20 protein-coding genes and 1 other annotated feature are annotated in these 22,677 nt (G+C 60.2%); all 20 genes read right to left on the bottom strand.

The genetic code is table 11. The annotated features are described in order from the left end of the window. Positions 1-130 precede the first annotated feature (130 nt). Positions 131-3,748, bottom strand: a complete 3,618-nt coding sequence (gene rpoC, locus ACFSR7_RS21170; RefSeq protein WP_378165053.1) for a DNA-directed RNA polymerase subunit beta' — start codon at positions 3,746-3,748, stop codon at positions 131-133. 141 nt (positions 3,749-3,889) lie between these two features. Further along, the gene (gene rpoB / locus ACFSR7_RS21165) at positions 3,890-7,432 is read right to left on the bottom strand and encodes a DNA-directed RNA polymerase subunit beta (RefSeq protein WP_378165051.1); all 3,543 of its coding nucleotides are present in this window, start codon (positions 7,430-7,432) and stop codon (positions 3,890-3,892) included. 473 nt (positions 7,433-7,905) lie between these two features. Then, entirely contained in the window at positions 7,906-8,511 is a 606-nt protein-coding gene (locus tag ACFSR7_RS21160; protein WP_378165049.1) for a class I SAM-dependent methyltransferase, read from the bottom strand. Between the two features lie 82 nt (positions 8,512-8,593). Further along, complete coding sequence (rplL, locus tag ACFSR7_RS21155) at positions 8,594-8,953, bottom strand: 50S ribosomal protein L7/L12 (RefSeq protein ID WP_090117931.1); 360 nt, start codon at positions 8,951-8,953, stop codon at positions 8,594-8,596. Positions 8,954-9,029: 76 nt separating this feature from the next. Next, positions 9,030-9,533 carry a 50S ribosomal protein L10 gene (rplJ, locus tag ACFSR7_RS21150; protein ID WP_378165048.1) on the bottom strand — a complete coding sequence of 168 codons (504 nt, stop codon included), beginning with the start codon at positions 9,531-9,533 and terminating at the stop codon, positions 9,030-9,032. Positions 9,534-9,596: 63 nt separating this feature from the next. Next, positions 9,597-9,758: a sequence feature (ribosomal protein L10 leader region), on the bottom strand. Positions 9,759-9,807: 49 nt separating this feature from the next. Next, on the bottom strand, positions 9,808-10,503 hold the full coding sequence (gene rplA, locus ACFSR7_RS21145; RefSeq protein WP_277533364.1) for a 50S ribosomal protein L1: 696 nt from the start codon (positions 10,501-10,503) through the stop codon (positions 9,808-9,810). Positions 10,504-10,611: 108 nt separating this feature from the next. Then, positions 10,612-11,037, bottom strand: a complete 426-nt coding sequence (rplK, locus tag ACFSR7_RS21140) for a 50S ribosomal protein L11 (RefSeq protein ID WP_090117934.1) — start codon at positions 11,035-11,037, stop codon at positions 10,612-10,614. 108 nt (positions 11,038-11,145) lie between these two features. After that, complete coding sequence (gene nusG / locus ACFSR7_RS21135) at positions 11,146-11,679, bottom strand: transcription termination/antitermination protein NusG (protein ID WP_090117935.1); 534 nt, start codon at positions 11,677-11,679, stop codon at positions 11,146-11,148. 26 nt (positions 11,680-11,705) lie between these two features. Further along, the gene (gene secE, locus ACFSR7_RS21130; protein ID WP_277568446.1) at positions 11,706-11,915 is read right to left on the bottom strand and encodes a preprotein translocase subunit SecE; all 210 of its coding nucleotides are present in this window, start codon (positions 11,913-11,915) and stop codon (positions 11,706-11,708) included. Between the two features lie 20 nt (positions 11,916-11,935). Then, complete coding sequence (rpmG, locus tag ACFSR7_RS21125; RefSeq protein ID WP_271754013.1) at positions 11,936-12,085, bottom strand: 50S ribosomal protein L33; 150 nt, start codon at positions 12,083-12,085, stop codon at positions 11,936-11,938. Positions 12,086-12,469: 384 nt separating this feature from the next. After that, positions 12,470-13,126: an RNA polymerase sporulation sigma factor SigH gene (gene sigH / locus ACFSR7_RS21120; RefSeq protein WP_378123682.1), complete on the bottom strand. Its 657-nt coding sequence runs from the start codon at positions 13,124-13,126 to the stop codon at positions 12,470-12,472. A gap of 220 nt (positions 13,127-13,346) precedes the next feature. Continuing rightward, the gene (locus ACFSR7_RS21115) at positions 13,347-13,898 is read right to left on the bottom strand and encodes an NYN domain-containing protein (protein ID WP_090117939.1); all 552 of its coding nucleotides are present in this window, start codon (positions 13,896-13,898) and stop codon (positions 13,347-13,349) included. Next, positions 13,885-14,688, bottom strand: a complete 804-nt coding sequence (gene rlmB, locus ACFSR7_RS21110) for a 23S rRNA (guanosine(2251)-2'-O)-methyltransferase RlmB (RefSeq protein ID WP_378165111.1) — start codon at positions 14,686-14,688, stop codon at positions 13,885-13,887. The genes ACFSR7_RS21115 and rlmB overlap by 14 nt, the downstream gene beginning before the upstream one ends. Before the next feature lie 356 nt (positions 14,689-15,044). After that, positions 15,045-15,530 carry a Mini-ribonuclease 3 gene (locus ACFSR7_RS21105; RefSeq protein ID WP_378165045.1) on the bottom strand — a complete coding sequence of 162 codons (486 nt, stop codon included), beginning with the start codon at positions 15,528-15,530 and terminating at the stop codon, positions 15,045-15,047. Continuing rightward, positions 15,527-16,930 (bottom strand): cysteine--tRNA ligase, encoded by a 1,404-nt coding sequence (gene cysS, locus ACFSR7_RS21100; protein WP_378165043.1) that lies wholly within the window; start codon positions 16,928-16,930, stop codon positions 15,527-15,529. The genes ACFSR7_RS21105 and cysS overlap by 4 nt, the downstream gene beginning before the upstream one ends. A 6-nt stretch (positions 16,931-16,936) precedes the next feature. Beyond that, the gene (gene cysE, locus ACFSR7_RS21095) at positions 16,937-17,752 is read right to left on the bottom strand and encodes a serine O-acetyltransferase (protein WP_378165041.1); all 816 of its coding nucleotides are present in this window, start codon (positions 17,750-17,752) and stop codon (positions 16,937-16,939) included. A gap of 919 nt (positions 17,753-18,671) precedes the next feature. Continuing rightward, complete coding sequence (gene gltX, locus ACFSR7_RS21090; RefSeq protein ID WP_378165039.1) at positions 18,672-20,156, bottom strand: glutamate--tRNA ligase; 1,485 nt, start codon at positions 20,154-20,156, stop codon at positions 18,672-18,674. 32 nt (positions 20,157-20,188) lie between these two features. Continuing rightward, entirely contained in the window at positions 20,189-20,668 is a 480-nt protein-coding gene (ispF, locus tag ACFSR7_RS21085) for a 2-C-methyl-D-erythritol 2,4-cyclodiphosphate synthase (RefSeq protein WP_378165037.1), read from the bottom strand. After that, the gene (gene ispD / locus ACFSR7_RS21080) at positions 20,665-21,369 is read right to left on the bottom strand and encodes a 2-C-methyl-D-erythritol 4-phosphate cytidylyltransferase (protein WP_378165109.1); all 705 of its coding nucleotides are present in this window, start codon (positions 21,367-21,369) and stop codon (positions 20,665-20,667) included. The genes ispF and ispD overlap by 4 nt, the downstream gene beginning before the upstream one ends. 168 nt (positions 21,370-21,537) lie before the next feature. Continuing rightward, entirely contained in the window at positions 21,538-22,644 is a 1,107-nt protein-coding gene (locus ACFSR7_RS21075) for a PIN/TRAM domain-containing protein (RefSeq protein ID WP_378165035.1), read from the bottom strand. Positions 22,645-22,677: the final 33 nt, after the last annotated feature.

The following is a 22,677-nucleotide window of genomic DNA, read 5'->3' as shown; positions in this document are numbered from 1 at the left end:
AGGGCTTCCTAGATTTTACCCATTTTTTTAGGGTTTCGTAAACCTTGCTCAACAAAAAAACTGCCGGGCAGCGTGCCCGGCAGTCTGCGATGCATGGCTTAATTGAAACGTTCGAACGATCGGCGGCGCATTAGTCCGCCGATACCGGCTCCAGCTCGGCTTCGTCCTCGTAGCCTTCTTCGGTCGGATCGACGACGCGGATGTTGCGGTAACGCGACATCCCCGTGCCCGCCGGAATGAGCTTGCCGATGATGACATTCTCCTTCAGGCCGAGCAGGCGGTCAACCTTGCCCTTGATGGCTGCGTCGGTGAGGACGCGAGTCGTCTCTTGGAAGGACGCGGCCGAGAGGAACGAATCGGTCTCGAGCGACGCCTTCGTGATGCCGAGCAGGACCGGACGCGCAACGGCAGGCTCGTTGCCTGCAAAGATCGCTTCGCGGTTCGCTGCTTCGTATTCGTGCACGTCGACGAAGGAACCAGGCAGCAGCGTCGTGTCGCCCGGATCGACGATCCGGATCTTGCGAAGCATTTGCTTGATCATAACTTCGACGTGCTTGTCGTTGATTTCTACGCCCTGGTTCCGGTATACGCGCTGTACTTCTTGCAGAATGTAGTTCTGCACGCCGCGTACGCCCTTGATTCGGAGCATTTCCTTCGGATCGATCGAACCGTCGGTGAGTTCGTCGCCGGCTTCGATGTGCAGACCTTCGTAGACGCGGATACGGGAGCCGTAAGTGACAGGATATACCTTGGTCTCGGCATCCCCTTGCACTTCGATCTCGCGGCGATCCTTGGTCTCGCGAATTTCCTTGACGACGCCGTCGATCTCGGAGATGACCGCCTGGCCCTTCGGGTTCCGGGCTTCAAAAAGCTCCTGGATACGCGGAAGACCTTGGGTGATATCGTCTCCGGCAACGCCGCCGGTGTGGAACGTACGCATCGTCAGCTGGGTGCCCGGCTCGCCGATCGATTGGGCGGCGATGATGCCGACCGCTTCGCCGATCTCGACCTTCTTGCCCGTTGCCAGGTTGCGGCCGTAGCACATCTTGCACACGCCGTGACGGGCGCGGCAGCTCAGCACGGAACGAATCTGCAGCTTCTGTACGCCTGCGCGGATCAGCTCTTCCGCCTTCGGCGTGTCGATCAGATCGTTGCGGCCGACGATGATCTCGCCTGTCTCTGGATGACGGATCGTCTCGAACGCATAACGTCCTTCGATCCGGTCGAACAGCTCCTCGATGACTTCCTTGCCGTCCTCAATGCGGCTGACAATGATGCCTTTGTCCGTGCCGCAATCTTCTTCGCGGACGATAACGTCCTGCGCGACGTCGACGAGGCGGCGGGTCAGGTAGCCCGAGTCGGCGGTACGAAGCGCCGTATCGGCCAGACCTTTACGCGCACCGTGCGTCGAGATGAAGTACTCGAGGACCGTCAGGCCTTCGCGGAAGTTCGACTTGATCGGGAGTTCGAAGATTCGGCCCGACGGCGTCGCCATCAGTCCCCGCATGCCGCCCAGCTGGGTGATCTGCGACTTGTTGCCCCGCGCCTTGGAGTCGACCATGAGCATGATGGAGTTGTAGCGGTCCATCGATTTCATGAGCACTTCCGTGATTTCGTCCTTCGTCTTCGACCAGATGTCGATGACGCGGTCGTAGCGCTCGGCGTCCGTGATCAGACCGCGGCGATACTGGTTCGATATCGTCCTGACGGCTTCGTCGGATTTCTTCAGAATCTCGACCTTTTCCACCGGCACCGTGACGTCCGACACGGCAACCGTGATGCCCGCGCGGGTCGAGTAGGTGAAGCCGAGCTGCTTGATGTCGTCGAGAATGATCGACGTCTTCATCGTATGGTAGATGCGGAAGCACTCGCCGATAATATGACCCAGATATTCCTTGCCTACTGCGCCAGGCGTCGGGATATCCTGCATGATCTGGTCGAGGTTCGCGCCCTTGTCGTAGATGAAGTATTTCTCAGGCGTACCCTTCAACAGATTGTCCTTGGTCGCCTCGTTGATGTACGGGAACGTGTCAGGGAAAATCTCGTTGAAAATGATCTTGCCGATCGTCGTCACGAGCAAAGCTTCCTGCTGCTTCTCGTTAAACGTCTTCTTGTTCAATGCCTTGACCGGAATGACGACGCGCGCATGAAGGTCGGCTGCGCCGCGTTGGTACGCGGACACGGCTTCGTTCACTTCGGCGAGGCGCATGCCGGCGCCGTGCGCGTCCTTGTTGTCCATCGTCAGATAGTAGCAGCCGAGGACCATATCCTGCGAAGGCGTGACGACAGGCTTGCCGTCCTTCGGGTTCAGGATATTGCCGGACGCCAGCATGAGCAGGCGGGCTTCAGCCTGCGCTTCAGCCGACAGTGGCACGTGAACGGCCATCTGGTCGCCGTCGAAGTCGGCGTTGTACGCCGTACAGACAAGCGGGTGAAGCTTGATCGCGCGGCCTTCGACCAGGATCGGTTCGAATGCCTGGATACCCAGACGGTGAAGCGTAGGGGCGCGGTTCAACAGAACCGGGTGCTCCTTGATGACTTCTTCAAGAACGTCCCATACTTCCGGGCTGACGCGTTCGACTTTGCGCTTCGCGCTCTTGATGTTGTGTGCCTGGCCCTTGAGCACGAGCTCCTTCATGACGAACGGCTTGAACAGCTCGAGCGCCATCTCCTTCGGCAGACCGCATTGGTACATCTTCAGGCTCGGCCCGACGACGATAACGGAGCGTCCGGAATAGTCGACGCGCTTGCCGAGCAGATTCTGACGGAAGCGGCCTTGCTTGCCCTTCAGCATATGGCTGAGGGACTTAAGCGGACGGTTGCCGGGACCCGTCACCGGGCGGCCGCGGCGGCCGTTGTCGATCAGGGCGTCTACAGCTTCCTGGAGCATCCGCTTTTCGTTCTGTACGATGATGTCCGGCGCGCCCAGGTCGAGCAGGCGCTTCAGACGGTTGTTCCGGTTGATGACACGGCGGTACAGGTCGTTAAGGTCGGAGGTCGCGAAGCGGCCGCCGTCCAGCTGTACCATCGGACGGAGCTCCGGCGGGATGACCGGCAGCACGTCGAGAATCATCCAGTCCGGCAGGTTGCCGGAGTTGCGGAACGACTCGACGACTTCAAGACGCTTGATCGCGCGGTTGCGGCGTTGGCCTTGAGCCGTGCGCAGCTCTTCCTTCAGCATGTCGAGCTCGCGGTCGAGATCGATATCCTGCAGCAGCTTCTTCACCGCTTCGGCGCCCATGCCGGCGCTGAACGCATAACCGTACTTCTCGCGGTAGCTGCGGTATTCCTTCTCCGAGAGGAGCTGCTTCTTTTCAAGCGGCGTATCGCCCGGATCCGTCACGACGTACGAAGCGAAGTAGATGATCTCTTCGAGCGAACGCGGCGACATGTCGAGAGCGAGGCCCATGCGGCTCGGGATGCCTTTGAAATACCAGATATGCGAAACGGGAGCGGCCAGCTCGATATGGCCCATGCGCTCGCGGCGAACCTTCGCACGGGTGACTTCGACGCCGCAGCGATCGCACACGACGCCCTTGTAGCGGACGCGCTTGTACTTGCCGCAGTGGCATTCCCAGTCCTTGGTCGGCCCGAAGATCTTTTCGCAGAAAAGACCTTCTTTCTCCGGCTTAAGGGTACGATAGTTAATCGTCTCCGGCTTTTTGACTTCGCCTCGGGACCATGAACGGATCTTGTCCGGGGAAGCTAGCCCGATCTTCATAAACTCAAAATTGTTAACGTCTAACAAGGAGCAAGCCCTCCTTCATCGTGGCTCGGATTACGTTGCGATTGACGAACGGTCGTGACGATCTCATGCTGCTTACGTCGGCGATGGCCCGGACGGGATCCATGCGGTTCACGCACGGGCCCCGTCCGGATCCTATCGGTATTACTCGGCGCTGACCTCTGAGCCTTCCAGGTTCAAGTTCAGCTTGTCGCCGGTCGTATCGTCCTCGTCGTCGCTCTCTCTCATCTCGATCTCCTGCTCGTCGCCGGACAAGATCTTCACGTCCATGCCAAGGCTCTGAAGCTCCTTGATCAAGACCTTGAACGATTCCGGCACGCCAGGTTCAGGGACGTTCTCGCCCTTGACGATCGATTCGTACGTCTTCACGCGGCCGACGACGTCGTCGGACTTCACGGTCAGAATTTCTTGAAGCGTATAGGCAGCGCCGTAGGCCTCGAGCGCCCACACTTCCATCTCCCCGAAGCGCTGGCCGCCGAATTGGGCTTTACCGCCCAAAGGCTGCTGCGTAACGAGCGAGTACGGGCCCGTAGAGCGCGCATGGATCTTGTCGTCGACCATGTGCGCGAGCTTGATCATATACAGAACGCCGACGGTGACTTCGCGCTCGAACGGCTCGCCCGTGCGGCCGTCGTACAGCTTCGTCTTGCCGTTGCGCTGCATGCCGGCTTCTTCCATCGTGTCGAACACGTCGTGCTCGCGCGCGCCGTCGAATACCGGCGTCGCGGCACGAATGCCGAGGTAGCGGCAAGCCATGCCGAGGTGAACCTCGAGCACCTGACCGATGTTCATCCGCGACGGTACGCCCAGCGGGTTCAGGACGACCTGGACCGGCGTGCCGTCCGGCAGGAACGGCATGTCTTCCTCAGGCAGGATGCGAGCGATAACGCCCTTGTTGCCGTGGCGTCCGGCCATTTTGTCGCCTTCGGAGATCTTCCGCTTTTGCGCGATATAAGCGCGCACCAGCTGGTTGACGCCCGGCGGCAGCTCGTCGCCATTTTCCCGCGTGAACACTTTGACGTCGACGACGATGCCGTCGGTACCGTGCGGTACGCGGAGCGAGGTGTCGCGCACTTCGCGCGCCTTCTCGCCGAAAATCGCGTGCAAGAGACGCTCTTCCGCAGTCAGCTCGGTGACGCCCTTCGGCGTAACCTTGCCTACGAGGATGTCGCCCGCACTGATCTCGGCGCCGACGCGGATGATGCCGCGCTCGTCGAGATTGCGGAGCGCATCTTCGCCGACGTTCGGAATGTCGCGCGTGATTTCTTCCGGTCCGAGCTTGGTATCGCGCGCTTCGGACTCGTATTCTTCAATATGAATCGAAGTGTAGACGTCTTCTCTCACGAGCTTCTCGGAGAGCAGGATCGCATCCTCGTAGTTGTAGCCTTCCCACGTCATGAACGCGACGACGACGTTGCGTCCGAGCGCCAATTCGCCGGTATCCGTGGACGGACCGTCGGCGAGGATGTCGCCCTTCTTGACGATGTCGCCCTTGCGGCAGATCGGGCGCTGGTTGATGCAAGTGCCTTGGTTCGACCGCATGAACTTCTGCAGCTTAAACTTGATGACGTCGCCTTTGACTTCCTTGCCGTCAAGCAGCTCGATGCGGCGCAGCCAGATCTCGTTGGCCGTAACGCGCTCGATGACGCCGTCGTGCTTGGAGACGATGCAGACGCCCGAGTCCTTGGCAGCCTTGTGCTCCATGCCTGTGCCGACGTACGGCGAATCCGGCACGAGCAGCGGTACGGCTTGACGCTGCATGTTCGAACCCATCAGCGCGCGGTTGGAGTCGTCGTTCTCGAGGAACGGGATCATCGCGGTCGCGACGGACACGACTTGCTTCGGCGATACGTCCATATAGTCGACGCGGTCGCTCGGCATCGTCAGAATGTTGTCCGCTTGCTTGTTGTAACGAACGATGACCATATCGTCTGCGAACTTGCCCTCTTCGGTGAGCTGGGCGTTCGCTTGGGCGATGATGTAGTTGTCTTCTTCGTCGGCGGTCATATAAACGATCTCTTCGGTGACGACGCCGTTGCTGTGATCGACCTTGCGGTAAGGCGCTTCAATGAAGCCATACTCGTTGATCCGAGCAAACGTGGACAGCGAGTTGATCAGGCCGATGTTCGGACCTTCAGGCGTCTCGATCGGACACATGCGGCCGTAGTGGGACGGGTGAACGTCGCGCACTTCGAAGCCCGCGCGTTCCCGCGTCAAACCGCCCGGACCGAGCGCGGACAGACGGCGCTTGTGCGTCAGCTCGGCAAGCGGGTTCGTCTGGTCCATGAACTGCGACAGCTGGGACGAACCGAAGAATTCCTTGATTGCTGCGATAACCGGACGAATGTTGATCAGCGCCTGCGGCGTGATCGCGTTCTGATCCTGGATCGACATCCGTTCGCGCACGACGCGCTCCATCCGGGACAGGCCGATGCGGAACTGGTTCTGCAGCAGCTCGCCTACCGAACGCAGACGACGGTTGCCCAAGTGGTCGATATCGTCGGTGCTGCCGATGCCGTGCAGCAAATCGATGAAATAGTTAATGGACGAAATGATGTCCGCCGGCGTAATGTGCTTCACCGACTTGTCGATGATGCCGTTGGAAATGATCTTGACGACTTTGCCTTCCTCGACCGGCGAGTGTACGAGAATGCTTTGCAGCGGAATGTCTTCCGCCTCGTTGACGCCGGTGACGCGGTAGTTCTTGAAGCCGACGTTCTTCTCCAGCATCGGGAGGATCTGATCGAGCAGACGGCGGTCAATGACCTGTCCGGATTCGGCGATGATCTCGCCGGTCGACGGATCGACGAGCGTCTCCGCGAGACGCTGGTTGAACAGACGGTTTTTAATATGAAGCTTCTTGTTAATCTTGTAGCGGCCGACGTTCGCCAGATCGTAGCGCTTCGGATCGAAGAAGCGGGCGATCAGCAGGCTGCGCGCATTTTCCAGCGTAGGGGGCTCGCCCGGACGCAGACGCTCGTAAATCTCGATCAACGCCTTCTCGGTGGAGTCGGTGTTGTCCTTCTCGAGCGTATTGCGGATGAACTCGTCCTGACCGAGCAAGTCCAGAATCTCGGCGTCCATGCCGAATCCGAGTGCGCGAAGCAGTACGGTTACCGGAATCTTGCGCGTGCGGTCGATACGTACGTAGATGATATCCTTGGCGTCCGTCTCGAGCTCGAGCCAAGCGCCGCGGTTCGGAATAACCGTTGCGGTATACGTCTTCTTGCCGTTCTTGTCGATCTTGGTGCTGTAGTAGACGCTAGGCGAACGTACCAATTGGCTGACGATGACGCGCTCTGCGCCGTTGATAATGAAGGTACCGGTCTCCGTCATGAGCGGGAAGTCGCCCATGAACACTTCTTGTTCCTTGACTTCGCCCGTCTCTTTGTTGAGAAGGCGAACCTTGACGCGCAGCGGAGCCGCGTAAGTCACGTCGCGCTCCTTGGACTCGTCAACCGAATACTTCGGCTCTCCAAGGCTGTAATCGACGAACTCGAGCACGAGGTTGCCCGTGAAGTCCGAGATCGGAGAAATGTCCTGGAAGATCTCGCGCAGCCCGTCGTCCAGGAACTTCTGGTACGATTGCTGCTGGATCTCGATCAGGTTCGGGATGTCCAGCACCTCATGAATGCGGGCATAACTGCGCCTGGTGCGGCGACCATACTGAACAAGATGTCCTGCCAACTTATCCTCACCCCTTCAGTCTACTGTGAAGCATATGGTAGCGGAGCGAGATCCTCTCTCCAGCACTAGCAGAGGCAGCCGTCCGCGGAGAACCCTGCGGTTATGATAAAAAGCGGAAAGTGGGTAAAATAACATCGGGAGGACGCAATAAGCGCAATTGTGCATACAAAATCACAGCGGCAAACAAATAAAAGCCCCTATGCCCCAAACGGAGGCACAATGGCACTCGTATCCAGCCCATTCACCCAATATACGCCAAACGGCGTATTTTTATTCCTCTGAATGGCGCTAATTGCATAACTTCTTTGCATACAGACAACTAGCCCATCTTAAATCTGACATCTTCTAATAGTAACACAAGCGCCTAAACAGGTCAAACGAGAATATGAGACGGCGAAAGGAAAGTCCGGCGCACGCTTTAACATTTGCTAAAACAACGCATTTGCATCGCTGCACAAAGGCCGCTTTTCTGTTTAAGCCTTAACCGCCCTGTACACGCGATATCCTTTGTCCTTGCCTGCTTCGCTCACCTGATCTTCGCCGAAGCATGCTTCCAGCTTGGCTCTTGCGCTCGGCGCGCCTTGCTTGTTCTGAATGACGATCCACAGCGATCCGCCGGGCTTCAAGTGCGCCGCGGCTTCTTCGAGGATACGGTGCACGACCGCCTTGCCCGCCCGAATCGGCGGATTGGACAAGATGACGTCGAACGTCTTGCCGCCTATCGCTTCATATAGATCGCTGACCTGAATATCCACGTTGCCGATGCCGTTGAGCGTGGCATTTTCCCGGCTCAGCGCGACGGCCCGTTCGTTCACGTCCAGCATCGTCACATGTCCTCGCGGCACCAGGCGGGCCGCCGTCAGGCCGATCGGGCCGTAGCCGCAGCCGACATCAAGCACCCGGTCTTGCTGCTCCAGCTCGATATGCTCGATGAGAACCCGGCTGCCGTAGTCCACCCCGTCCCGCGAGAACACGCCGGAGTCGGAGACGAACTGAAGCTTTTGCCCCCGCAGCACGGCCTCGATTTTTTTGCGGTCGCTGCGCGCGCTGGGCTGCTGCGTATAATAATGGTCAGCCATCTCCTCGTCCCCTCTGCACAAACATGCACAAACCCCTCGAAGGCAAGCTTCAAGGGGTTCGCGATTCGATTGTTAAGCTGAATTACTTAACTTCGACCTTAGCGCCGGCTTCTTCGAGCTTAGCCTTAACAGCGTCAGCTTCGTCCTTAGCCACTTTTTCTTTAACAGCTTTAGGAGCGTTGTCGACAACGTCCTTCGCTTCCTTCAGGCCGAGACCCGTGATTTCGCGAACAACCTTGATAACGTTGATCTTGGAAGCGCCAGCTTCGAGCAGGATAACGTCGAATTCAGTTTGCTCTTCAACTTCTGCTACTGCAACTGCGCCAGCAGCAACAGGTGCTGCAGCAGTTACGCCGAATTCTTCTTCGATTGCTTTGACCAGGTCGTTCAGTTCCAGGACGCTCATGCCTTTGATGGCTTCCAAGATGGACTCTTTGCTCATGGTAGTACCTCCGTTAAATTAGATAATTTGTTGGTGGAAAGTCAATTCGCGCGCCCCGGAAGCCGAGGCGTTCGACTTATGCGCTTGCTTCGTTCTTCTCTGCGACAGCCTTGACGGCGAGCGCGAAGTTGCGGATCGGCGCTTGCAGGACGCTGAGGAGCATGGAGAGCAAACCTTCGCGGGAAGGCAGGTCAGCCAGCGCCTTGACTTGAACGGCATCGATAAAGCGACCTTCGATGACGCCGCCTTTCAGCTTAAGCGCATCGTTCTTCTTGGCGAAGTCGTTGAGGATCTTCGCTGCGGCAACGACGTCCGTAGCGCTGAACGCTACAGCGGTAGGACCCGTCAGGACGGAATCCAGGTCGCTCAGCTCGACGCTAGCCGCAGCGCGGCTAACGAGCGAGTTCTTCAACACTTGGAATTCGATGCCGGCTTCGCGCAGACGCTTGCGAAGTTCCGTGACTTGAGCGACGTTCAGGCCGCGGTAATCGGCAACGACCGTGCTCGCGCTGGACTTCAGCTTGGCGGCGATCGCTTCGACTTCCTGCTGCTTGGCTTCGATAATCTTTGCATTTGCCATTTGGTACACCTCCTGGTCGTAGGACTTCACCGTATCGATCGTCTATAAGGCTATAGCCTTCACGAAGGCATTAAAAATGCCCCCGCAGACATCGCGGAGGCATGACGTTACATTAATCTTACGCATCCCTGCAAGGCAAGGACGGGTAACGAATGTATGCACACACCTCGGTAGGAAATTAAGCCTCTCGGCACCTACGGTCTACGGTATCAATATTCAACTTGATTAAAGTAACACGTCCATACTCGGTCTGTCAACCGCCAGAAGCTGGCGATTAGAGACGGTATGCCGAAACGTTCAGACGCGCGCCTGGGCCCATCGTCGAGGAAATCGAGATGTTCTTCAGGTATACGCCCTTCGCAGCGGATGGCTTGGCGCGGTTCAGCGCGTCGACCAGGGCCTTCAGGTTGTCGGCGAGCTTCGCCGAATCGAAGGATACCTTGCCGATCGGAGCGTGAATCTGACCTGCCTTGTCCAGACGGTACTCGATCTTACCGGCCTTGATCTCTTGGACGGCCTTGGTCACGTCGTTCGTAACCGTGCCGGCTTTCGGGTTAGGCATGAGGCCCTTACCGCCGAGGATACGGCCGAGCTTGCCGACTTCGCTCATCATGTCCGGCGTCGCTACGCAGACGTCGAATTCGAACCAGCCCTGCTGGATCTTGTTGATGAGGTCCGTGTCGCCGACATAGTCAGCGCCAGCGGCTTCGGCTTCTTTGAGCTTGTCGCCCTTGGCGAATACAAGCACGCGCTGGGTCTTACCCGTGCCGTGAGGCAGGACGACGACGCCGCGCACGTTCTGGTCTTGCTTTCTCGGATCGACGCCGAGACGGACAGCTACTTCGACGGACTCGTCGAACTTAGCCTTGGCCGCTTGCTTCACAAGCTCGATCGCTTCGGCAGCTTCATAAGTTGCGTCGCGGTCGATCAGCTTGGCGGCTTCTTGGTACTTCTTGCCGTGCTTAGCCATGTAGTTCTCCTCCTTGTGTGGTAGTAACGGAAGTCTCCTCCCACTTCGCTCTTCGTCCCAAGGACGGTCCGAAGCGCGATCGCGATCCCTATATCAGGTCCGCTGCGATTAGTCTTCGATGACGACGCCCATGCTGCGCGCCGTGCCTTCGACCATACGCATAGCCGCTTCGACGGAAGCCGCGTTGAGATCCTGCATCTTCTGCTCGGCGATCTCGCGAACTTTCGCACGCTTAACGGTAGCGACCTTCTTCTTGTTCGGCTCGCCGGATCCCTTCGGGATGCCAGCAGCGACGCGAAGCAATACTGCCGCAGGCGGCGTCTTCGTCTCGAACGTGAAGGAACGGTCTTCGAATACGGTGATGACGACCGGAATGATCAGGCCGGCTTGGTCAGCCGTACGCGCGTTGAATTCCTTACAGAAGGCCATGATATTAACGCCTGCTTGACCCAGTGCGGGACCGATAGGCGGCGCAGGGTTAGCCTTGCCGGCCGGCACCTGCAGCTTGACCATTTTAATGACCTTTTTTGCCATGTTGTTGCACCTCCAGCTCAAAATGCGGTATAACGGGATGCTTGGTCCCTCCCGCTCAAATCCAGAAACCTGCGAGCGGCGGCGCGAACGCCTCCATCCGCCAGACTATTATATCTTCTCCACCTGAGTGTAATCCAGCTCAAGCGGGGTTTCTCTGCCGAACATGTTGACGTGCACCTTCAGCTTGCTCTTGTCGTGAAGGATCTCTTCGACCGACCCGACGAAGTTCGCGAAAGGGCCGACCTTGACGCGGACGTTCTCCTTCAATTCGAAGTCGATGACCGGCTTCGGTTCCTCCATGCCCATGTGTTTCAGAATCTGATCCACTTCTTCGGGCAGCAGGGCCGTAGGCTTCGATCCCGATCCGGTCGATCCGACAAACCCGGTGACGCCGGGCGTGTTGCGGACCACGTACCAGGAATCGTCCGTCTGAACCATCTCGACGAGGACGTAGCCCGGATACACCTTGCGCATCACGGTCTTTTTCTTGCCGTCCTTGTTGACGAGCTCTTCCTCCATGGGCACGAGCACACGAAAAATCTTGTCCTGCATGCCCATCGATTCCACGCGCTTCTCCAGGTTCGTCTTAACCTTGTTCTCGTAACCGGAGTACGTGTGTACTACATACCATCTTTTTTCCATCGGAAAAGCCACCTTTGGGTTCCGCGTTAAATGACGAGGTCGATCAAGCGCGAAATGATGACGTCCAGTACCCAGAAGTAAATCGTAACGATCAGCACCGTCACAATAACGACGAGCGTGTAGCTGATCAACTCTTTACGCTTGGGCCAGCGGACCTTCTTCAGTTCACTCCAACTATCGGCAAAGAACGAAGTAAAGGACCCAAAGCTCTGTTTCATTTTGGCCAGGAAAGTCACGTCCCAAAACCTCCTAGAGCTTAGCGCGTCTCGCGATGAGCCGTGTGCTCATTGCAGAACTTGCAGAACTTCTTCAGTTCGATGCGATCGGAGTGCGTGCGCTTGTTCTTGGTCGTCGCATAATTCCGCTGCTTGCAGGTCGTGCAAGCGAGAGTGATGATTACCCGCATCTGTTCCACCTCCCGGGCTGTGCCAGATCACAAAAAAAAAGACATTGAATCCGGGTTAATACGCCTAAGCCGTTACGTACGACAACGACACCTGGCGTATCACACCATATTCAGGGCTGCGCATAAAACTCCACCTTAAGGTTACTAAAGTAATTTATCATAGCCCATACGCAATGTCAACGAGAAAGCTTGACAATCGTGTACGGGCGGCAGGTGCGGGACGTTATTAAGACTCTGCGGCCACAGAGCTCTCTATTATTCTAGCCCATCTGGAGCGGTCTTTAAACCCTGAACGGCGCAACTGCTGCAAAAACGAAAAAAGCAGCCTGCCGTCCGGCGCTGCCTCTGTACGCTTCCACTATGTAGCTGACGGCTTCGGCCGGCCTATAGACCGATGTCTCTGACCTCCAGGTATCGCTCCAGCTTGCGCTTCACGCGCTGAAGGGCATTGTCGATGGACTTGACGTGGCGATCGAGGTCGACGGCGATCTCCTGGTAGGAGCGCCCGTCCAGATAGAGCATCAGCACCTTGCGTTCCAGGTCGCTCAGAATCTCGGACATCTTGTCCTCGAGACCGTAGAATTCCTCCTGGTTGATGATCATCTCCTCGGGATCGCAGACGCGGGAGCCGCAGATGACATCCAGCAGCGTACGGTCCGAGTCCTCGTCATAGATCGGCTTGTCCAGGGAAACATAAGAATTGAGCGGAATATGCTTCTGCCGGGTCGCCGTCTTGATCGCGGTGATGATCTGGCGCGTGATGCACAGCTCCGCGAACGCCTTGAAGGAGGCCAGCTTGTCCCCCTTGAAGTCGCGGATCGACTTGTAAAGGCCGATCATGCCCTCTTGCACGATATCCTCGCGCTCCGCGCCGATCAAAAAATAAGAACGGGCCTTCGCCCGGACAAAATTGCGGTATTTATTGATCAGATACTCCAGTGCCTCGGCATCGCCCGCGCGTACCGACTCGACGATATCCTCGTCGGTCTTGAAGTCGTATTCATATGTGACAAGGTCGTTAACGTCGACGCTCACGGTCATCCCTCCGGCTTCAAGACTTTAAGGATACGTTCTGGATCTACCAAACTATTACCAATATACTTGATGCAGCCCATAGCGTCAATGAAGAAAACCCTTATAATTCAAGGCTTCCGGGCAATGCGGACATGTGTTTGCGTTTTGGCGAAGAGACTTGCAGCCTACTTCGGGCGCAACGATCGTTCGGGCAGCGGCGGGAGACTGGTCCCGCCCGGCTCCCGTCCTAGGACTTGCCGCCCGAATCGTCGGACGCACGCTCGCCACGGCGCCACTGCTCCAAGACCCGCGCCACATCGTCGCTCAGCACGCCGCCCAGCGGATTGCGCTTGGGCGGCGGCGCCTTGCGAATCGTCTTGCCGATCTCGCGCCGGCTCTCCTCCACCGCGAGCAGCAGCTCTCGCGCGGACAGCCGCAGCGCGCCGCGTCCGAACGCAACGTGCTGCTCGGTCTGGTCGGAGGTGGCGACATATACGTCCCGCCGAACCGAAGTCACTTCGCCGACGAGCCGCTCGATGCATTCGTCCGCCGTTTCTTTCTCGCGGGTGTATACGACGCCGAGCCGATGCTGCTTGAGTTTGGCGCCCGCGCCGGGCACGCGAAACGCGTCGAACACGACTACGACCTTCAGTCCCAGGTAACCCTGGTAATCCGCCAGCATGTCGAGCAGCCGGTCGCGCGCGTCCTCCAGCCGGGTCGCCTTCAGACGGTCCAGCTCCGGCCACGCGCCGATCATGTTGTAGCCGTCGACGATGAGGACGTCCTCACGGCGAAGCATGGCCGCCCTTGCCCGGATCGCCGCCGCGCTTCGCGAGCCGCTGACGCACGGCTTCGTAGAGGATGATGCCCGCTGCTACCGAAGCGTTGAGCGAGTTGAGCTTGCCGAACATCGGCAGGGAGATCAGAAAATCGCACTTCTCGCGGATCAAGCGGGACAAGCCCTTGCCTTCGCTGCCGATGACGATGGCGATCGGCCCCGTCAGGTCCGTTGCGTAGACGTCCGCCTTCGCCTCGCCGGCTGCGCCTGCGATCCAGACGCCGGCTTCCTTCAGCCGATCGATCGTCTGCGCCAGGTTGGATACCCGCGCGACGGGCACGTACTCGACCGCGCCGGCGCTCGTCTTGGCGACGACGGCCGTGAGGCTCGCGCTGCGGCGCTTGGGCACGATGACGCCGTGGGCGCCCGTGCAGTCGACCGACCGGAGGATGGAGCCAAGGTTATGGGGATCCTCGACCTCGTCGAGGAGCACGATGAGCGGCGCCTCGCCGCGCTCGGCCGCCCGCGCGAGCAGCTCTTCCGGCTCGGCGTAAGAGACCGCCGCCGCCTGTGCCACGACTCCCTGGTGCTGGATGCCTGGCGCCAGGCTGTCAAGCTTGCGCTTGTCTGCGTACTGAACCACAACGCCGCGACCCTTGGCCTCCTCCAGAATCGGCTGAACGAGACTCTTCTGAGCCTGATTCGAGAGCCAGATCTTGTTCAGCGCACGGCCGGCTTTAAGCGCTTCGAGCACCGGATGCTTGCCGGCCAGGTACTGCTCGCCTTCGCCTTCCGCATCGTCCGTCGACATGGCTTCAGCCGTTTCGTCCTCAAGTGCCGCGACGCGCGCGCGAGCCTCGCGCTCGGCAGCGTCGGCTTCATGCCGGCGGCCCTGCGCCTGTTGCGTGGCTCCGCCCCTGCGGTCCGCCGCGAAGCCGGGCTTGTAGCCGCCGCCCGCGGACTTGCGTGCGCCGCCGGCAGACGGCCTGTCCGCTGCCCGCCCATCAGCCGGCCGCCCTTCGTCCCGGCCGCTCGATCGGACCTCCGCCTGACGGCGTCCGTCCCGGCCCCCTGCGCCCGCCCCTCCATAGGCGGACGGGCCGCCCGCGCCACGCGCGGGACGATCCGTTTTCCCCGGTCCCCCCGGGCGATTGCTGCGATTGCTGCTCATGTCGTCTCTTCCTTTCGCCCGGGTCGCGCCGACCCCTCCGGCTTCGTTTCTTCGGGCTCGAAGGCCAGCCCGATCAACTTCTCGAGCCTTTCCCGTTCCCCTCGGTAATACAAATAACCCACTAACGCCTCCAAACCGGTCGCGTGGCGGTAATCGCCCGGATCCGCATTGCGCGGGAGCGAACCCGACTTCGCGTTGCGGCCGCGCCTTGCGATATCGGCTTCTTCCTCCGTCAGCAGCGGCCCCCACCGCACCAGCAGCCGCGCCTGCGCAGCGGCGGATACGTACCGGGTGGCCGCCTTATGCAGCTCATGCGGCTTGCGTGACGAAAAAGCGATCAGCCGCTGGCGGATATACACCTCGAACACCGCGTCCCCGACGTAGGCGAGCACGATCGGATTGAGCAGATTGACCGGCTGATCCGGCGGCAGCTCCGGCGCGATGACCGGGAGCGACGGCACATGCGTGCGAAGCTCCGTCATTTCCGGCGCCACCGCATCCCCTGTGCCGTATCTTCGAGAATGATCCCCTTGTTTGCCAGCAGGTCGCGAATCTCGTCCGCCCGCGCGAAGTCGCGGCGCTTGCGCGCGTCGGCGCGCTCGGCGATCAGGCTGTCGACCTCCGCGTCCAGCAGCTCGGCGCCCGCCTCCGGCGGCAGCAGCCCAAGCACCTTATCAAACTCCGCGATCAGCTCCAGATAAGCGTGAATGTCCGCGGCGCAGGCCGCATCGCGCTTGAGATACGTATTGGCGTCGGACACCGTCTGGAACCACACCGTGATCGCGTCGGCCGTATTGAAGTCGTCGTCCATCTTGGCGTCGAACGCCGCCCGGAACTGCGCAAGCCTCGGGGCCACCGAAGGATCGGCCGGCACCAGCTCGGAGACGGAGGACAGGCGATGCTTCAGGTTGTCGCGCGCATTGGCGAGGCGCTGAATGCTGTTTTCTCCCTGCGCGACCGATTCGTCGCTGAAATTGATCGGGCTCCGGTAATGGCCGGTCAGCATAATATAGCGAATCGCCTGCGCGCTCGTCTTCTGCAGCAGCTCGCGCGGGTTGACCACGTTGCCGATGGATTTTGACATTTTTTCGTTGTCGATGTTGACAAAGCCGTTATGCATCCAGTAGCGCGCCAGCGGCTTGCCGGTCAGCGCCTCGGACTGCGCGATCTCGCACTCGTGGTGCGGGAACTGCAGATCGTTGCCGCCGCCGTGGATGTCGAGCGTCTCGCCCGCATACTTGAGCACCATTGCCGAGCACTCGATGTGCCAGCCCGGACGTCCATCGCCCCATGGGCTGCTCCAGCTGATCTCGCCCGGCTTGGCCGCCTTCCAGAGGACAAAGTCCTGCGGCGATTCCTTGCGTTCGTCGACCTCGATCCGGATGCCGTACTGCAGATCCGCAAGGTTTTTGTGCGACAGCTTGCCGTAGTCGGGGAATCGCGCGGTCCGGTAATAGACGTCTCCGCCGCTCTCGTAGGCGAAGCCCTTTTCCTCAAGCGTCCGTATAAACGAAATAATCTCCGGGATCGTGTCCGTCACCCGCGGATTTTGCGTAGCCGGAATGACGCCGAGGGCGGACGTATCCTCGATAAAAGCCTTGATAAACAGCTCGCCGAGTTCAGGTACCGTGATGCCCATCTCTTCCGCGCGCCGGATCATCTTGTCGTCGACGTCGGTGAAGTTAGTCAAGTAATTGACCTTGTAGCCGATATGCTCCATGTACCGGCGCACGACGTCGAAAAAGATAACGGGACGCGCGTTCCCGATATGAATATACCCGTATACGGTCGGTCCGCATACGTACATCGTGACTTGGCCGGGCTGTTGAGGCACAAATGGTTCGGCCTCGCGGGTCAGCGTATTGTAAATGCGAAGGGTCATGGTCGATTATGGCTCCTTTGATGTTCTTGAACGGGTGGAAGAATACACGGGCTCCTCTTGGCGCTCGCGGCCGTCTCCCGACTTGGCATTGCCTTCGGCCGGGTGGCCGTCGGCGCTGTCGGTTGCCGAGTCGCATCTTGCCTTGAGCTTGAGCGGCGGCGGATCGAAATATCCGCTGCGTTCCCGCTTCAGATGCTCCAGCTCGCCTTTGAGATCGTCGATTTCCTTTTGCATGAATCGAAACGTCTCGATGACCGGGTCCGGCAGGTTCGTATGGTCGAGACGGTCTCCGATCCGTTGTCCGCCCCGCTTCACGACGCGCCCCGGTATGCCGACGACCGTGCTGTCCGGCGGCACCTCCCGGAGCACGACGGAATTCGCGCCTATATTGGAATTGTCGCCCACTTTGAACGAACCCAATACTTTGGCACCCGAAGCGATAACGACGCGGTTGCCGATCGTCGGGTGACGTTTTCCTTTTTCTTTGCCGGTCCCGCCGAGCGTCACGCCCTGGTAGATGACGACCTCGTCCCCGATCTCGCAGGTCTCCCCGATGACGACACCCATCCCGTGGTCGATGAACAGCTTGCGCCCGATCCTCGCGCCGGGGTGGATCTCGATGCCGGTCATGAACCGGCTCACCTGCGAGATGACGCGCGCTGCGGTAAACCATCTTCTTTTGAAAAAGCCGTGCGCGATTTTGTGCGCCCAGATGGCGTGCAGCCCCGAATACGTGAAAATGACCTCGAACCGGCTCCGGGCTGCCGGATCGTTTTCGAACACCGCTTCTACGTCGGAACGCACCGTCTCCCAGAAGCCCATGTTCTTCCCCCCTTGATGTGTGCAGCCATAACTACAGCAGGATGCGAAACAATCGCGGGAGCTGCGCAGCGGGTGCGTCATGCGCAAAAAAGACGCCCCGGCAGCTCTCGCTGCAGAGGCGTCTTCGGACGCGGTCCCACTCTGCTTGGCGCGATCGGCGCTCTTGCTCTTCCAGCAAGGCGCGGCGGATCGCCCGTCTCATTCGGCCGTTAACGGGGCCCCCGGCAACGCCTAACACAAGTTAGCCGGTCGACCGATTCGATGGGATCGAATCGGCGACGTCCGGCGCTCCGCTCGGCGCTGCGGCTCCCAGGCGCATTTCCCCCACGTCGGATACGAGACTGCTCTCACCCTAGGCAGTCCTCTCTGGCCGCTCCTCGTCGTGGCGTACTCTCCTGTTCGTCGCTATTACAGCAAGTATAGTGCAAGGTCCGGCAGGTGGCAAGGGGCGCGAGCGGGCAAGAGCGGAGCATGGGCCGGAATTGTCGTTCGCTAGTGTTCTACAACGCAAGTGCACCGAGTCAGGCAGCAACATACATGAACGTACAAGCGTCATTGCACGCTGCCTCGGCGCACATCGCTATTCCATCATATTCCCGCAGCTTCGGCCAAATAACGACGTCGCACATCGCTATTCCGTCGCTTTTCACATCCTCAGCCAAATAACGATGGCGCACATCGCTATTCCGCCGCATTCTCACATCCACGGCCAAATAACGATGTCGCACATCGCTATTCGGTCACATTTTCACGTCCGCGGTCAAATAACGATGTCTTACATCGCTATTCCGTCGCATCCGAGGCAATAGCGGCAAAAAGTTACGCTACCCCTTCTCCACTCGCTATATCCAGCAAGAACGCCGTTCCGTTCTCGAATGCTAGCCCCGGCCCGCCGGCAGCCGCCCCTAGCGTCCTGCGATCAGCCGAGCGAAGCCGCCGTCTCCCGCAGCCGCGAGAGCACGCGGTCGCGGCCGAGCAGCCAGATCGTGCCGTTCAGGTCCGGCCCGTGCATCTGGCCGGTCAGCGCCACCCGAATCGGCATGAACAGGCCCTTGCCTTTGGCGCCGGTCTCCGTCTGCACGGCCTTGATGAGCGCCTTCATGCCATCAACCGTGAAGCCGTCTTCGCCGGCGGCCTCGATCTGACTAGCGAACGCGTTCAGCACCGTCGGCACCTGCGGATCCGCCAGCACTTCGCGCGCCTCCTCGTCGACCTCGATCCGCTCGCGGACGAACAGCTCGGACAGCGGCACGATCTCCGCGCCGTAACGCAGATGCTCGCGCAGCAGCGTCACGAGCGCCGCGGCCCAGGCCATCTCGCTATCGTCCGGCTGCTCGGCGATGCGACCCGCCTTTTTCAGATGCGGCAGGCACAGCTCGAGCAGGCGCTCCGGCGATACGCTTTTCAGATAATGCTGGTTGATCCAGTTGAGCTTCACCGTATCGAACACGGCTGGACTCTTGGACAGCCGTTCCGCCTTGAAGATCTCGATGAACTGTTCGCGGGTGAAGATCTCCTCTTCGCCTTCCGGCGACCAGCCGAGCAGCGTGATGAAGTTGAACAGCGCCTCCGGCAAATAGCCGAGACCGTCGTACTGCTCGATGAACTGAACGATCGACTCGTCTCGCTTGGACAGCTTCTTGCGGCTCTCGTTGACAATGAGGGTCATGTGGCCGAACACCGGCGGCTCCCAGCCAAGCGCCTCGTAGATCATCAGCTGGCGCGGCGTATTGGTGATGTGATCCTCGCCCCGCAGCACGTGGCTGATCGCCATGTGATGATCGTCCACAGCCACCGCATAGTTGTATGTCGGGATGCCGTCGCGCTTGACGATGACGAAGTCTCCGAAGTCCTCTGAACGGAACGTAATCTCGCCTTTGACCATGTCGTCAAAAGTATAAGTACGCCCTTCCGGCACGCGGAACCGGATCGCCGGAATGCGCCCCTCCGCGATCAGCTGCTCCTCGTGCTCCTTCGTAATATCGCGATACTTGCCCGAATACGCCGGCGTCTCGCCGCGCGCGAGCTGTTCTTCGCGCTCCGCCTCGAGCTCTTCCTCGGTCGCATAGCAACGGTAAGCGAGTCCGCGCTCCAGCAGCTGCTTGGTGAACTCGTCGTATATATGCAGACGCTCGGTCTGCCGGTACGGACCGTAATCTCCGTGCCGGTCCACGCTCTCGTCCCAATCGACGCCGAGCCATTTGAGATAGGTCAGCTGGCTCTCTTCGCCGCCTGCGACGTTGCGCTTGACGTCGGTGTCCTCGATCCGAATGATGAAGTCCCCGCCGTGATGACGAGCGAATAAGTAGTTAAAAATAGCGGTGCGCGCGTTGCCGATATGCAGATGCCCCGTCGGGCTCGGCGCGTAGCGAACCCTGACCTTGCCGGTTTGTCCGTTGCTCATGTTCATTGCCCCTCCCGTTCCCGTTCCAGTCTTTAAGCTTCCTTCACGAGCAAGACGACCGCCTGCGCGGCGATGCCCTCGCCGCGGCCCGTGAAGCCGAGCCGCTCCGAGGTCGTCGCCTTCACGTTCACTTGATCGGCCTCGCCCCCGAGCGCCCGGGCGATCACTTCGACCATCGCAGGGATATGCGGCGCCATCTTGGGCGCCTGTGCGATGATCGTCGCGTCCACGTTGCCGAGCCGGTAGCCGCGGTCCGTCGCGAGCGCCCATACCCGCTCGAGCAGCACGACGCTGTCCGCGTCCTTAAAGGCCTCGTCCGTATCGGGAAAATGCTTGCCGATATCGCCGAGCGCCAGCGCGCCGAGCACGGCATCGCTGATCGCGTGCAGCAGCACGTCGGCGTCGGAGTGGCCGAGCAATCCCTTTTCGTATGGAATATGCACGCCGCCGATGATGCACGCGCGCCCCTCGGTCAATTGATGCACGTCAAAACCTTGTCCTACTCTAATCATCCGATTCGCTCCGATCCGTCGCGCCGGCGCCGTTCCAGCAGCAATTCAGCGATGGGCAGGTCCTCCGGCGTCGTAATTTTCAAGTTGGAATAATCGCTCTCCACGATGGCCACCTTGCGGCCGAGCCGCTCCAGCAGCATCGCGTCGTCCGTCGCCTGCGCGCCTTCGCGGCGCGCGCGCTCGTGCGCGTCCATCAGCTCCGCGCGGCGGAACGCCTGCGGCGTCTGGACCGCCCACAGCAGGCTCCGCTCCGGCGTCGACACGATCATCCCGCTGCCGTCCGACAGCTTGATCGTGTCCTTGACCGGCACCGCCAGCGCGGCAGCGCCGCTCGCCTCCGCCGCCGCGCAGCAGGCTGCGATCCGCTCCGGCGTCACGAGCGGCCGTGCCGCGTCGTGGACGAGCGCGCCTTCGGCACGCAGCGCCGCCAATCCGGCGTACACGCTGTCCTGCCGCTCGGCGCCGCCGGGGATGACGGCCGTGAGCTTGCGGATGCCGTGCTCGCGCGCGAGCGCCTCGGCCTGCGCTTCTTCGCCCGCCGCCGCCACGATCACGATCTCGCTCACCGCGCCGCAAGCTTCGAACGCTCCCAGCGCATGCGCCAGCACCGGACGTCCGTCCAGCGGCAGATACGCCTTGTTCATGCCGGCGCCCATGCGCTTGCCGCTGCCCGCCGCGACGATGACCGCTCCCCAATCCATGTCCATGCCCTCTTTCGCCTTGGCATGATCGCGGACGGACAGCCTCAAGGCCCGCTGCACCGTCCGCAATCGTGAAGAAGGACGGGACCCCAGCGGGTCCCGCCCGTATACCCTTCCATCATACCCGGTCGGCGTTCATTTTCCAAGAGGTGGAGACGAGTCGTCCTTTTACAAAGCCCGCTCCAGCAGCTTCGGCTTCGCGAAGATCATCCGGCCCGCCGACGTCTGCAGGACGCTCGTGACGAGCACTTCCATGGTCGTGCCGATAAAGTCTCGCCCGCCTTCCACCACGATCATCGTGCCGTCGTCGAGGTACGCGACCCCTTGCCCGTGCTCCTTGCCGTCCTTGATGACCTGCACGACGATCTCCTCGCCCGGCAGCACGACCGGCTTCACGGCGTTCGCCAGATCGTTGATGTTCAGCACGGATACGCCCTGCAGCTCGCATACTTTGTTGAGATTGAAGTCGTTGGTGACGACCTTGCCGCGCATCGCCTTCGCAAGCTTCACGAGACGGCTGTCGACCTCGCCGGTCTCGTCGCCCGGATCCTCGTAGATGAGCACCTTTACGTCAAGTTCCTTTTGAATCTTGTTCAAAATGTCGAGCCCCCGGCGGCCGCGGTTGCGCTTGAGCAGGTCGGAAGAATCCGCGATATGCTGAAGCTCCTCCAGCACGAACTCGGGAATGACCAGCGTGCCTTCGATGAACCCCGTCTTGCAGATGTCGGCGATGCGGCCGTCGATAATGACGCTCGTATCCAAAATCTTATGTTCCTCGAATCTGGGCGCATCCTCTGCCGGCGGCTCCGGCTTGCGCCTGTCCGCGCCCCAGCCCGCGACCTCCTCCTGCTTGCGCAGGCCGATATGCGTCCCCGCATAGGCGAATGCCAGCGCCGTCGCCGCGGAGATCAGCGCGCCGACACGCGGCACCGCTCCGAGATAAGGCATGAGCAGCATCGCAAGGACGAGCCCCGTACCGCCGCCCGCCAGCCCTGCGATCAACTGCGTGGCGGGCATAACCGCGAGCCGTTCGACGCCCTTGCGCAGCAGCTCCGAGAGCGGCCCCGCGCAAGCCGTCGCGATAAGCAACCCGAGCGCCGCGCCGATCCAGGTCGCATAGGCGCCGATTCCTCCGCCGTAAGCCGCCGTGCCGAGCGCGCCGCTCATCCAGGACGTCCGGCTGCCGCCGGAAGCGCCGGCGGAAGACGCAAATCCTTGTCCGATCGCAAGACCCGCCAGCAGCCCGAAGGCTTGTATCAATCGTTTCATCAACATAAAGTATCACTCCCAAGAATAACCTGATTTGCT

This window comes from Cohnella sp. GCM10020058 (genome assembly GCF_042683485.1).
In the GTDB taxonomy this organism is placed as follows: Bacteria; Bacillota; Bacilli; order Paenibacillales; family Paenibacillaceae; genus Cohnella.
Note: the sequence above shows the minus strand (reverse complement) of the source record. Positions and strands in the feature narration are given on the sequence as shown.